We start from the raw sequence: 12439 nt of genomic DNA, 5'->3' as shown, positions 1-12439 counted from the left end.
CAAAGCGCCGCGTGGAGACCGCGAACTGCGCATCCACCGGCAGGAGCAGCATGAGATCGAGCCGGCCCGTGCGGATGAGTTCGGCGAGCTCGGCGAGGTTCACGTAAAAGAACGCCTGGAAAATCTGCGCCGTGATCTGATGCGTGCCGACGAGCAGCACACATTCCCATTTCGACCAGCCGCCAATACTATCCACATGGCTGTAAAGCACCTCGAGGAAGACGATCTGCCCGAGAAACCAAAGGAATTCCACGACCATCCAGAGGAGGAAGTTGGCCTTGAAGTTCATCTCGCGGATCAGCGAGTTACGGATCATCAGCCAGTAGATTTCGAGGTAGCGGGGCATGGGGCTGGGGAAGTGCTCAGTGCTCAGTGCTCAGTGCTCAGTGCTCAGTGTATTGGTCGATGGTGTGCGAAATATGGAGTGAGGAATGGGAAAGACTAAGAACTAGGCACTAAGCACTTCTTCTTCTTCATCCTCCGACCGCTTGATATTTCCGCACGCCCTTGGCCCAGAGGGCGCGGGCGGAGAGCCAGCTGAGCAGCAGCCAGCCGGCCTGGATCGCGAGCCCTTGGAATAGGGCGAGGCCTTGTACCCGCTCCATGAAGACCTGCGCGGGGAAGAAGAGTTCGTAGGTGAACGGCGACCACTGGATGAAGCCCTGGAGCCATGGCGGCATCACATCGAGAGGGAAGACGTGGCCGCTGAGGAAGAACTCGAAGGAGTAAAGGATGAAGACGATGGTGGAAATCTCCAGCACCCAAAAGGCGATCATGGCCAGCGAGTAGGCGATGAAGAACTGGAGAAACGCGGCCATGGCCGTCGAGGCGGTGAAGGCCACCCAGGTGAGAGCGTGCTCCGGCATGCGCAGGTGATCGCGGAAGATCCAGGCGAGCACGATGATCGGCAGGAGCACGACGGCGAAGTAGAGCAACCGGTAGCTGAGGAAGAGCACGATGCGGTAGCCAAGGTAGTTCAGCGGCTTGGTGAGATAGGCGCTGATCTTGCCGTCGCGAATCTCCCCGGCGATCTGCCATTCGTCCTCCGTGGGCGTGATCAGGTTTTCGAGGAAAACCGTGAGCATGAAATAGAAGATCATCGACGAATAGTCGTAGCCGTTGATCGCGGCGCCGTGATTCGAATGGAAGATGGCCTGCCAGAGGAAGACCGTGCCGATGAGCGGCACGATGCCGAAGACGGAACGCAGCAGGAAATTCCAGCGATAAACGAAGGTATTCTGGAGGCCGATGTCGAAGACCTTTATGTATTTCGCAAGCGTCATGGCTGGGAATGGCGGGCGAGTTCGGTGGCGAGCTGGATGGCGGCGATCATGCTGTCGGCGCGGGCGATGCCCCGGCCGGCGATCTCGAAGGCGGTCCCGTGGTCGGGACTGGTGCGCGGGAAGGGGAGGCCGAGGGTGACGTTTACGCCGGAGTCGAAGGCGTGGAGCTTGAGTGGGATGAGGCCCTGGTCGTGATACAGGCAGAGCACGCCGTCGAATTCCCCACCCACGGCGCGATGAAAGACGGTGTCGGGAGAAATCGGCCCGGTGCAGGTGGCGGTCTCGCCCAGTTCGCCGCGCAGCAAGGCGACGGCGGGTTCGATGATCTCGATCTCCTCGCGGCCGAGCGCGCCGGATTCGCCGGCGTGCGGATTGAGCCCGGCAATGGCCAGGCGCGGCGCACGACCGAGACGCTGGCGAAGGAAATCGGCGAGCAGGATTCCGACCCGGATGATCTCGGAAGCGGACAGGCTCTCCGCCACGGCGCGCAGTGGGATGTGGGCAGTAACGAGCGCCACGGTGAGTGCGCCGCCGGTGAGGCACATGGCGAAGTTTTCCTCCTTCGCTCTGCTGGCAAAGAACTCAGTCTGCCCCGGAAACTCGAAGCCGATGGCCTGCATGCGAGCCTTATGGATCGGACCGGTGACCACGGCGGCAATCTCGCCGGAGAGCGCGAGGCGCGCACTTTCCTCGAGGGCTGCGCGAGCCGCTCGCGCGGTGGCTTCATTCGGTTCGCCGGGTTTCGCGCCATCGGCGGAACCGATCACGCGATAGGCGAAGCCTTTGTCCAGCCGCCTCGAAGCGAGCGCCGCGGCAATGATCTCCGGGCCGATGCCAGCGGCATCTCCCAAGGTCAGGCCAATCGTTCGAACCGCTGCGCTCATGCCAGCGGCGCCATCAATACATCTTGATGTAGGCCTTGCGGCGCAGCTTTTGCAGCCAGTCCTGCTGCTGCTGCTGGCGCTCGGTCTGGAGCAGCGCCTTTTCGATCTCGTCGTGGACGTCCTTCAGCGGCTTCGTGCTGGCGGCCTTCTTGGCCTCGCAAAAGAGCAGGTAATAACTGCCGCCGAGCTCGATGACCTGGCTCATCTCGCCGGGCTTCAGCGCGAAGGCGATCTTCGTGAGGCTCTCGTTGAGCTTCTTTTTGTCGATCCAGCCCCAGTCGCCGTAGGTTTCCTGCGTGCTGTCCTCGGAATACATCCGGGCGAGGTCGCCGAATTCCGCGCCGCCGACGATTTTCTGGCGGATTTCCTCGATCATCTTGCGGCGCGAATCGTTGTCCACACCGCGAATGGCGATCATGCGCAGCTTGACCTGCTCGGGCGTGCTGTATTCCTCGGCGTGCTCCTTGTAGTATTCGTTCACCTTCACGTCGGAGACGGTGTTGGTGCCCTTGAGCGCCTGCTTGCGCATTTCCTGCACGACGATCATGTCGCGCTGGAAATCGCGGAACTTCTCCAGCGTATAGCCCTGCGCGGCGAGCGTGCGCAGAAAGGCCTGCCGGTCCCCGCCGAATTCATCCTTGATGATCGACTGGATGCGATCGTCGATGAAGTAGTCTGGGATAGTGAAGCCCTTGGTCTTGAATTCCTGGATGATCAGCGTGCGGTCGATCAGGTCATTGATCGCCGACAGGCGGATCTCCTTGATCTTCTCGACCAGGTCATTGCCCTTCAAGGTGTCGCGCGCCTGCTTTTCCTTCGGGCCGACCAGTTCGCGGACCTGCGAGAACGTGACCACTTCGCTGTTTACCACGGCGGCGATGCCATCGAGCACTTCCTGGCCGCGCACGGTGAGGGAAGCGAGCGCCAAACCGACGCAGACGAGGGAAATGTAAGGAAGGGAAGGACGCGGCATGGTGGACGGCGGAAAAGAGTCGGAAAAGTTAGGGGTCATCGTCTCAAAGTCAAGGGGCGACCGGGGAGGGGGAAGAGGCATGCTCGTTCCCTGCCGGAGGGGATGACCGGGTGTCGGTGAAAATATTTGAGGCACGATTAGGCACGACTGACCACGATTGCCCTGGATCGCGATGCTTCGTTTACTAGGTGATTTTGCCAGGAATTCATGGGTGCGATTGGGTGCGATTTTCTCTGTAGAGGGGAGCCAGTGGCGATGGAGCGAGAGCCGGGCGGCGGCCCCATCGGCATTGGGCGGCGGACACTTGGTTCCGGGAATTCTTGTTTCATGAGTGCGATGGAGTGGCTTGACTGCGATTCGGTGCGATTTCCAGAGTAGCCGGGTGCTGAATTGCGGTCGGAGGGCACCGCCAAGACTCCCGGCAAAGAAATGCTTGGGATGCCCCGTTTCCACGGAGTGGGATCCAGTCGGATCTGGTCGGAACACCTCTGTAAACGGTGGGACTAATGGCCGGCCGAAATGGGTTCGTTTGGCAAAATTTACATTTGGGCAGGCCCCCGCCGCCGGCTGTCGCTTCGGCGGCGAAACCGTTCCGTGAATTGAAAATAGAATCATCTCGAATTGCATATCGATCGTCTGCCTTCCTCCCAGTCCCCGCCTCGGAATTCCCGGCCCTAGGCCCACTCCATCCTTACATCTCGCATCCTAGCATTCCAGTACCGAAAAGTCAAGCAGAAAATCGCTCTTTCCCGCGCGTTTCATGGCCCGACGATCAATAGATCTTGATATAGGCTTTCCGGCGGAGCTTTTGCAGCCAGGCATCCTCTTTTTGCTTCGCCTCGGCGGGGCTGGTGGTGCCGGCGGTCTCGTGCTTGCGCATCTGCTCCACGACCATCGAGTCCCGCAGGAATTCGCGGAATTCCGCGAGCGAGCGGCCTTCCTCTTCGAGCTTGCGCAAAAAGGCCGGGCGGTCGCCGTGAAAGCGGTCCCTGATGATGTTTTCCAACTCCTCGTCGACGAAATGTTCGGGGATTGAGAATCCCTTCGCCTTGAAGTCCTGAATGATGAGCGAGCGGTCAATCAGGTCGTTGACCGCCGCCGTGCGGACTTCCTTGATCTTCTCGACCAAGGCGGTGCCTCGCAGGGTGTCCATGGATTCCCTCTCCTTCGGGGCAGTCAACTCGCGGACTTGCTTGAAGGTGATCAAGTCTTTGTTGACGACCGCGGCGACGCCATTGAGAACCTGCTGGCCTTGGAGGGGGAGCGCGATGGCCGTCAGACCGAGGCAAACGAGCGGAAGAAGCAAAGGGTGCCGCATGAAGGGAAGAGTAGGAAAAGTGCGGGCGGAGTCAAATGGGAGAGGAAAAGGCAGAACATCCAACGCCCAACGCCCAACGCCCAACATCGAACATCCAATAGCAGAGGCCGCCCCGCATGCGCTTGCGCCATTGGATGTTGGGCGTTGGATGTTCGATGTTCTGCCTTTCCCCTCCCCCTCCATTCCACTGGACACACCGCGCCCGCCTTCGCATCGTGGGAGCCGCATGACTTTCGCCGAGCTTCGCGCCATTTACGACCAGCCTTTCTTCGACCTGATCCAGCAGGCCCGCATCGCCTACCTCGATCACTGGAAGGAAAATGAAGTGCAGCTGTGCACCCTGCTTTCCATCAAGACCGGCGGTTGCTCGGAAGATTGTGGATACTGTGCGCAGAGCTCGCGTTACCAGACCGGCGTGAAGGCGGAGCGGCTCATGGAGACCGAGGCCGTGATGGAAGTCGCCCGGCGCGCCCGGGAGAATGGCTCCACGCGCTTTTGCATGGGCGCGGCGTGGAAAGGCGTGCGCGATGGCGACGCAAAATTCGAGCAGGTGCTGGGCACGATCCGCGAAGTGAGCAAGCTCGGCATGGAGGTGTGCGTCACGCTCGGCCAGCTCTCGCTGCCGGAAGCGCGCAAGCTCAAGGAAGCGGGGGTGACCGCTTACAATCACAACATCGACACGTCGCCCGAGCATTACGCGGAGGTCGTGACGACTCACACTTTCCAGGACCGCGTGAATACGATCAAGGCCGTGCAACAGGCCGGCATGGATGTGTGCTGCGGGGGCATCATCGGCATGGGCGAGACGATTGACGACCGCCTGAAGATGCTGGAAGTGCTCACGAATTTCGACCCGCTGCCGGAGAGCGTGCCGATCAATTGCCTCATGGCCATGCCGGGCACGCCGCTGGAAGCGCAGCCGCCCGTGGAAGTCTTCGAACTGGTGCGCCTCATCGCCGTCACCCGCATCGCTATTCCGAAAGCCAAGGTCCGCCTCAGCGCTGGCCGCACCCGGATTTCGCGTGAAGGCCAGGCGCTCTGCTTCTTCGCCGGCGCCAACAGCATCTTCTACGGCGACAAGCTCCTCACCGCCGCCAACCCCGGCGTGGATGAAGATCGCGCGCTGCTGGACGAGCTCAATCTCAAGCCGCAGAAGCCCTTCGCGACCGAAGAGACGAAGGCCATGGCCTGTCTCGCGTAGGTCCCCATCGCCATGTCGCGGCCCATGCTCAGGCTGGTCCTACTCGTTGTCGTGCTCGGGCTCTCTTGGTTTCTCGGGCAGCCGAAGAATCCGTCGTCGCCCGCACCCGTCTTCACGACGGCGGGGCACCCCGCCTCTACGAGCGCCAATGCCGCGCGCCAGACGTGGGGCCGCCCGGAGACGCTGCCCGATCATTTCGCCCGGCACGGCGCGGATTTCCTCGCTCGCGATGCCGACGATTACGCCGCGCAGGCCACGGCCTTTTTGCAGCACGCCAAGGCCGCGGGCCTGCCGGCGAAGCGCGACCACGACGGCTCACTGCGCATCTACGAACGCGCGACGGGAACCTTCGCCGCCTACAATAGCGACGGGACAACGAAGACTTTCTTCAAGCCGGGCAGCGACAGCTATTTCGACCGGCAGCCGGGCACGCCAGTCGATCTGCGCACCTTGCGATGAAGCACGCCTGCCCCGTCTGCGGCTGGCCGGAACTGCATGAGCCGCCGCGCAGTGCAGCCGGCGCCGCGTCTTTCGAATTGTGCCCGTGCTGCGGCTTCGAGTTTGGCTTCGATGACGACGACCAGGGTCTCACCTACGAGCAAGCCCGCGCCCGCTGGATCGCCGGTGGCATGAAATGGTGGAGCACGTCGCGGCCCGCTCCCCACGGCTGGAACGCGGCGGAACAATTAGGGCGGTTCAATTAGAACTGGAGCCGCGCCGCATCCGGGAACAAAGGCAGGGAAAACCGCAGACTGGAGGCTTGGCGACAGGTCCATGGCGCAACGGGGACAAACGCAGAGGCGCAGAGGAAAGGCAGAAAGATCCGCCACGGATATCACGGATGGGCACGGGTTTTTCCAGCGGCGCGGCATCCCATATTCATCCGTGAAATCTGTGTCATCCGTGGTCAAAATCTATCTCTCCCCGCCTTTCCTCTGCGCCTCCGCGCCTCCGCGGTTCAATTTGGTTACTTCCTTCCAGCTCAGCGGGGGCCCCACCACTCGCGGCTCGACCAGGCGAAGATGCTCATGTTGAGCGTGATCGTGGCGCACCAACTGGCCGCCCAGCCCCAGCCGAGGCCCTGGCGGCCCGTGAGTCGGAACAGGTAGACGGCCATCACCGCCACGCTCAGCAACACATTTGCCGCCGAGATCCAGACCGGGGGTTTCGCGACGAGGAGATTGAAGACGCCGCCGGGCAGCAGCGCCACCGAACCGGCCAGGCAAATGCGTCCGAGATCACCCCAGTAGAGCCGCCGCTGGGTTGGGTTCATCCGCAGCGCCGAGGCGGAGAGTTGCACCAGCCAGGTGAAGCTTGGCACCAGCATCCCGATGGCCAGCACTTCAAAGAGCGAAGCATTGACCGCCGGCACCGCCAGCGAGCCGGAGAAGACCGCGGTGACGATCCCGCCGAGCGCGAACAACACCCCGGTGGCCAGATACGAGTAGCCGCGGGGAATGGCGGATGTCGGTGGCGCGGCCGTTTCGTTCATGGTGCAGCTCCTATCACAACTCGTGACCGCTGGGCAGCCCGGATTCACCGGGGAGTTTTCGCCACCGGACGATCTCCGGTCGCGCTGTTGCGGGATGGTTTTCCGGCTTGATCGAAGTGGATTGTTGGCTTAGCCCGTTTCCATGAAATTGTCGTCCCTCCTGGTCATTGTCTGTCTCACGCTCGTCGCGCCTTTCGGCGCCTACGCGAAGAAAAAGGGCAAGGGCGGCGGGGAGCCACCGGCGGCGACGCCCATTCCGCTGCCGAGCGCGGCAAATCCCGCCGAGGCGCTCTCGCCTTATATCGTCAATCTGGACCAGCTCCTGTCGTTTGAACGCGCGAACAGCACGGCCACGCAGCCCTTGTTCACCCAAACCTCGGGTCTGTTGCTGACGTTGCGGCAGCAATTCTCCGTTGAGCTGACGAAGGCGCCCGCGGAGCAAAAGAATATGTACACCGCGGCGATCAATACGGCCGATCTCATTAATGCGGCGCTCGAGGATCGGAACAAAGCGTTGAATGACTTGCACACCTCCCAGGTGGTCCGGGGCAGTGGAAAGCTGGAAGAAAAATCGCGGAAGGACAACATCGCCCAGGGCATCCACGGCGACGGCCTCGGCAAGGCGGTGGCGGTGATAGAGGAACGGGATCGCGAAAAGGCGGCGGCGAAGCAGGCCGCCGCGCGCTCCGGCGCCGACCAAAATGCGCTCGGCGCGATGGCGGCGAATCAATGGAACCAGCGGGCGACGCTGTGGCACCAGAAAATCGCCGGGGCGTACAGCCAGATTAAGTAATAGCTACCGCGCTTTCCGATTCGTTTTCTTATGGGTGGCGTAGTACTCGCGCCACGCTTCCTCGATCTTTGCCTGCAGGGCCTGATGGTTGGCCTCGGTATCCATGAGGCGCAGGGCGTGCAGGGAAGAGATATAGACAGCGGTTTCGTCGAAACCGTGGAACTCCGCACTACTGCTGGTGAGCAATGCTTTGGCTCGCTCACGCATGGCTTCCTGTTTCTCGAGATCCGCCGGGGAAAGTTCCCGCGGATGGGCCATCTCGGCCTGCTGTTTCGCGGTAAATGGCGGAAGCAGATACGTCCGCGTAATTCTTTCATCGAGAGGTGTTTTCACCAACTGGACCGCGTAGTCCGAGGTCTTCACGTAGCGGTGGCCGAGATGCGCGACGCCTTCTACCGCGTCGCCAAGGGGTACATCAGTCGCGCGATACGAAATGGTCTGCGGATCGTTTTCCTTTTCGCCCTCTTTGAGATCTTCCGCGAGAATCGGCACCCCGCGCTGGGAGGACGGGCTTTGCAGATCACTCCGCCTGTTTAGATCCCATAGGATTTTCGCTGCCGTATTGACGCTAACCGCGTCCAAGACCACTTCGGGAAGGATGATGGTGCGCATTCTTTTGGCCAGGGCCGCTTTGGCTTTCGTCCGGGCGATGTCGTCGGCGCTTCCCGTGCCTCCGATGACTTTCGGCACGTTGGGGCCGGGCACCGGCGTGGCCGAAGGGGGTCGAGTGGCCTGCGGTTGGTGCGCCTGAGCCGTCGAGTGCACCAGCACAGCGATGAGGAGGGCGAAAAGGGGGGCTTTCACGGCGTTGATCCAAGCAAATCACGAGCCGGGGCGATATACCTTCAATAGCGGAACTCTGCCTGCCGCGGTTTTCTCGGTTGCCGGGCGGAGGAACTATTCGGAGGCGCCGACCATTGCGCGATGAGCGCGTTGAGCTCGCGGAGCTGGTCTTCATTCCAGGCGAGGGTCGTCTCCATTTCGCGGCGGACGCGGCCTTCCACTTTGGAGCGGTCCTTGCGGCGGGCGAAGTTCCAGGCGTGATCTTTTTTGGCGGTGCGCAGGGTACGCTGGAGGGCGTTGAAAGCGTTGCGCAGTTCGGCGAAGACCGAGCGCATCTGGAAGAGGCTGGTGTGCTCGCCGGCGGTGTTCGACTGGATGTCAGTGAAGGCGAGGAGCATCTCGAGGCGCTCGACGTTGCCGGTGGCGTAGGCTTCCTGCACGTCGTGCCAGATGGCGGAGACTTCGGTGTTGTTGTCGGCGCGCATGTCGGGGTGCAGGCGGCGCACGAGCAGGCGGTAGAGTTCCTTGACTCGGTTTTGGTCGGACTTCGGTGGCTCGGGGAGTGCGTCTGGTTCGGGCTCGAAGGGCGGGGGCGGTTCCGGGCGATCCTGGCCGAGGACCTTGGCCTTGAAATCGGCGAACATCCGGGCGTGTTGCCGGTCGCTCATCCGGTCCGGATTCATGCCGAGGAAAGTGCGGACGAATTCCTCGAAGAGAAGTTCCTGGGTGAATTCGTCCAGCTCGGTTTCTTCGTCGTCGGAGAATCGCGGGTCACGCTCTTTGGTCCGTGGGTCCGGTTCGGCGGCGGGATTGGCGCGCCGTCTCTGCACCCGCGCATAGGCGGTGCGATAGCTGGTGGAACCGCTGATGTACATCTCCTTCTCGACCTCGCGGACGAGCAGCTCTTTTTCACGGACGAGCGCCTCGATCTCGCGCACGCGGCTCATGAGCGCGCCGAAGGTGGAGGCCATCCAGCGCTGATACGCCGGCTGGTCTTCGCGCTCATAGCGCTTCCATTCGCTGCGCGCTTTTTCCAGGCGCTGCATGGCGCGTCCGCACTCCGAAGCGGCCTCGCGGCGCAGGGGCCGCTGGTCCACCCACACGAGCTGCCGCGCCTTGGTGCGCCGGCGGGGCGCCGGGGTTTTGGCAGTGAGGGTGACCTTCCTTTTCGGCATCTGGGAGACGGTAGACGATGGCATCTCAAAACGCGAGTTGCGCCAAACAAAAAAGGGACGCCCCGGCCTTCCGGGCCAGAAACGGGTCGCGCAGATGTCATTTGCTATTCGCCAAATCCGGGGCATAGTCCGCGCCCCTCCCGGTTCGCGTCCTTGTGGACGCCGCGGAATGTCGCTCCTCGTGCGCGAATGCTTCCGCACGTTGGTCCATTTCATCACCACTACCACTATATTCCCATGCCTTTTGCTGCCCTCGGTCTCGAACCCCGCCTCCTTTCCGCTCTCAAAGACGCGGAGTACGTCGAACCCACGCCGATCCAGAGTGCGGCCATTCCAAAAATCCTCGCGGGCACCGATGTCATCGGCATCGCCCAGACGGGCACGGGCAAGACGGCGGCCTTTGTGCTGCCCATGCTCCAGTTGCTCGCCAGCCGTCCGCCCGTGGGGACGAAGAAGATTCGCGCGCTGGTGCTGGCGCCGACCCGCGAACTCGCGGTGCAGATCGAGGAGAATGCGCGCGCGTATGCCCGCTATGTGCCGTTTAAGATGGCCACGGTTTTCGGCGGCGTCGGTGAGCGCCCGCAGATCCAGGCGTTGCGCGACAATGTGGAACTGATCATCGCCTGCCCGGGGCGTCTGCTCGATCTCATGCAGCAGCGCCACGGTGACTTTACCGGGCTCGAATTCCTGGTGCTCGATGAAGCGGACCGCATGCTCGACATGGGCTTTCTGCCTGACATCCGCCGGATCGTGCGAGCGCTCCCCAAGAAGCGCCAGACGTTGCTCTTTTCCGCGACGCTCTCGGGTGAGATCGAAGGGCTGACGCACGAATTCTTGCATCGCCCGGACATCGTGCAGGTGGGCCGCCGCTCAAACCCGGCGGAGACGGTGACTCAGGTGGCGTATGAAGTGCCGAAACATCTCAAGCTCGCGCTGCTCGTGGCGCTGCTGGAACAGCCCGGCATGGATAGCGTGCTCGTTTTCAGCCGCACCAAGCACGGCGCCGATCGCATCGCCCGCAAGCTGGAGTCCAGCAACATCAAGAGCGCGACGCTGCATTCCAATCGCACGCAAAACCAGCGCCTGCGCGCCCTCTCGGCGTTCAAGGCCGGCGAAGTACGCGTGCTCGTGGCGACGGACATTGCCGCGCGCGGGATCGACGTGACGGGGATCTCGCACGTCATCAACTACGACTTCCCGATGACCAACGAGGACTACGTGCATCGCATCGGCCGCACTGGTCGCGCCAATGCCGTGGGTGACGCGCTGAGCTTCGTCTGCCAGGACGAACACGGCGACCTGCGCAGTCTCGAACGCTTTATCGGTCGCGGTCTCCCGCGCAAACGTCTCGACGGATTCGACTACGCCGGCGCTGCTCCGCCCGAGCCGCCCCGCCCTCCGCGTGGCCCCAGCGGGCAACGTGGTGGACAGGGACAAGGCCGTGGCAATGGTGGCGGTGGCGGTGGAAATCGTCGCGGCGGCGGTGGTGGTGGAGGCGGCGGCCGCGGTGGATCTTCCGGACGCAGCCATTCCGGACCTCCTCGCAAGCCAGCCGAGCGCCAGGGCGACGTGGGCTACCGCTGGCGTTCGTAGGAACGCAGGCGGCGGGCGGGGCTGGTAATCGGCGGAAGGCGTCTCTAAGATTCGGGGGTCGCGAAAGTTAGCCTCATAAGGTCTTTCCTGCCCATGCGCTTCCCCCTTTCCAGCCAAGCGATCCTCCTAGCGACTGCCCTCGTGCCGGCTTCGGCCTTGGCGGCGGGCACGGTCGACTACGATCGCGATATTCGGCCCATTCTGGTCGAGAACTGCACGCGTTGCCATGGGCCCGATGAAAAGGAGCGGAAAGGCGACCTGCGGCTCGACTTGCGGGCCGATGCCTTGAAGGAGCACGACGGCATGCGGGCCATCGTGCCGGGCAAGCCGGAGGAGAGCGAACTGGTGACGCGCCTGTTTACGACGGACAAGGACGAGGTGATGCCGCCGCCGAAGGCGAAGAAAACGCTGAAGCCCGAGCAAAAGGAAGTGTTGAAGAAGTGGATCGCCGAAGGCGCGGAGTACCGGATGCATTGGGCGTTCGAAGCGGTGAAGGTGCCGCCGGTGCCGGAGTTGGCGAAGGGGAATGGGGCGGCCGATCTTAGCGCGTGGTCCGGCAGCCCGATCGATCGCTTTGTGCGGGCGCGGCTGAGCCAGGAGGGCCTCGCGCCTTCACCGGAGGCGGATCGGCGCACGCTGGTCCGGCGGCTCTCGCTCGATCTGCTCGGCCTGCCGCCCACGCCGGAGGAAGTGGAGGCCTATGTCAGCGATGTCGCACCGGACGCCTATGAGCGGCTGGTCGATCGCACGCTGGCCTCGCCGCATTTCGGCGAACGCTGGGGACGGCACTGGCTCGACCTGGCGCGCTACGCCGACAGCGACGGTTACGAAAAGGACCTGGTGCGGCCCTACGCATATCTCTTCCGCGATTGGGTGATCAACGCCTTCAATCGCGATCTGCCGTTCGACGAATTCACCATCGAGCAACTCGCCGGCGACCTGCT

14 protein-coding genes are annotated in these 12439 nt (G+C 62.6%); 6 read left to right on the top strand and 8 right to left on the bottom strand.

Annotated elements, in window-relative coordinates:
* The 5 genes from ABJF10_RS23085 to ABJF10_RS23065 all read right to left on the bottom strand — a co-directional run.
* On the bottom strand, positions 1–346 hold a 346-nt coding region (locus tag ABJF10_RS23085), incomplete at its 3' end, for an ABC-2 family transporter protein (RefSeq protein ID WP_348546975.1).
* A 127-nt stretch (positions 347–473) separates the two neighbouring features.
* On the bottom strand, positions 474–1283 hold the full coding sequence (locus tag ABJF10_RS23080) for an ABC-2 family transporter protein (RefSeq protein WP_348546974.1): 810 nt from the start codon (positions 1281–1283) through the stop codon (positions 474–476).
* The gene (gene pdxA / locus ABJF10_RS23075) at positions 1280–2167 is read right to left on the bottom strand and encodes a 4-hydroxythreonine-4-phosphate dehydrogenase PdxA (protein WP_348546973.1); all 888 of its coding nucleotides are present in this window, start codon (positions 2165–2167) and stop codon (positions 1280–1282) included. Before pdxA ends, ABJF10_RS23080 begins: the two co-directional genes overlap by 4 nt.
* A 13-nt stretch (positions 2168–2180) precedes the next feature.
* Positions 2181–3140, bottom strand: coding sequence for a peptidyl-prolyl cis-trans isomerase (locus tag ABJF10_RS23070; protein WP_348546972.1), 960 nt, complete (start codon positions 3138–3140; stop codon positions 2181–2183).
* Between the two features lie 772 nt (positions 3141–3912).
* The gene (locus ABJF10_RS23065; protein WP_348546971.1) at positions 3913–4458 is read right to left on the bottom strand and encodes a SurA N-terminal domain-containing protein; all 546 of its coding nucleotides are present in this window, start codon (positions 4456–4458) and stop codon (positions 3913–3915) included.
* Between the two features lie 226 nt (positions 4459–4684).
* On the opposite strand from ABJF10_RS23065, the gene bioB reads away from it, so the two are divergent.
* From bioB to ABJF10_RS23050, 3 genes are read left to right on the top strand one after another with little or no spacing between them, the layout of a single operon-like run.
* Positions 4685–5659, top strand: coding sequence for a biotin synthase BioB (gene bioB, locus ABJF10_RS23060; protein ID WP_348546970.1), 975 nt, complete (start codon positions 4685–4687; stop codon positions 5657–5659).
* A gap of 24 nt (positions 5660–5683) precedes the next feature.
* Positions 5684–6118, top strand: a complete 435-nt coding sequence (locus ABJF10_RS23055) for a hypothetical protein (protein ID WP_348546969.1) — start codon at positions 5684–5686, stop codon at positions 6116–6118.
* Positions 6115–6363 (top strand): hypothetical protein, encoded by a 249-nt coding sequence (locus tag ABJF10_RS23050; protein WP_348546968.1) that lies wholly within the window; start codon positions 6115–6117, stop codon positions 6361–6363. The genes ABJF10_RS23055 and ABJF10_RS23050 overlap by 4 nt, the downstream gene beginning before the upstream one ends.
* Positions 6364–6641: 278 nt before the next feature.
* Here ABJF10_RS23050 and ABJF10_RS23045 read toward each other — a convergent pair whose 3' ends face one another.
* Positions 6642–7151, bottom strand: coding sequence for a hypothetical protein (locus tag ABJF10_RS23045; RefSeq protein ID WP_348546967.1), 510 nt, complete (start codon positions 7149–7151; stop codon positions 6642–6644).
* A gap of 142 nt (positions 7152–7293) precedes the next feature.
* On the opposite strand from ABJF10_RS23045, the gene ABJF10_RS23040 reads away from it, so the two are divergent.
* Positions 7294–7944, top strand: coding sequence for a hypothetical protein (locus ABJF10_RS23040; protein ID WP_348546966.1), 651 nt, complete (start codon positions 7294–7296; stop codon positions 7942–7944).
* Positions 7945–7947: 3 nt separating this feature from the next.
* On the opposite strand, the gene ABJF10_RS23035 is transcribed toward ABJF10_RS23040, so the two are convergent.
* Both ABJF10_RS23035 and ABJF10_RS23030 read right to left on the bottom strand, forming a co-directional pair.
* Positions 7948–8748: a hypothetical protein gene (locus tag ABJF10_RS23035; RefSeq protein ID WP_348546965.1), complete on the bottom strand. Its 801-nt coding sequence runs from the start codon at positions 8746–8748 to the stop codon at positions 7948–7950.
* A gap of 41 nt (positions 8749–8789) precedes the next feature.
* Entirely contained in the window at positions 8790–9926 is a 1137-nt protein-coding gene (locus ABJF10_RS23030) for a J domain-containing protein (RefSeq protein WP_348546964.1), read from the bottom strand.
* 213 nt (positions 9927–10139) lie between these two features.
* Between ABJF10_RS23030 and ABJF10_RS23025 the strand changes: the two genes are divergently transcribed.
* On the top strand, positions 10140–11495 hold the full coding sequence (locus ABJF10_RS23025) for a DEAD/DEAH box helicase (RefSeq protein ID WP_348546963.1): 1356 nt from the start codon (positions 10140–10142) through the stop codon (positions 11493–11495).
* Positions 11496–11588: 93 nt separating this feature from the next.
* Positions 11589–12439, top strand: an 851-nt coding sequence (locus ABJF10_RS23020) for a DUF1549 domain-containing protein (protein WP_348546962.1), incomplete at its 3' end; no start/stop codon positions are given.

The sequence above is a fragment of the Chthoniobacter sp. genome, from assembly GCF_040003245.1.
Classification (GTDB): Bacteria; Verrucomicrobiota; Verrucomicrobiia; order Chthoniobacterales; family Chthoniobacteraceae; genus Chthoniobacter.
The sequence above is the reverse complement of the archived record's forward strand: the minus strand, read 5'-3'. Positions and strand labels throughout refer to the sequence as shown.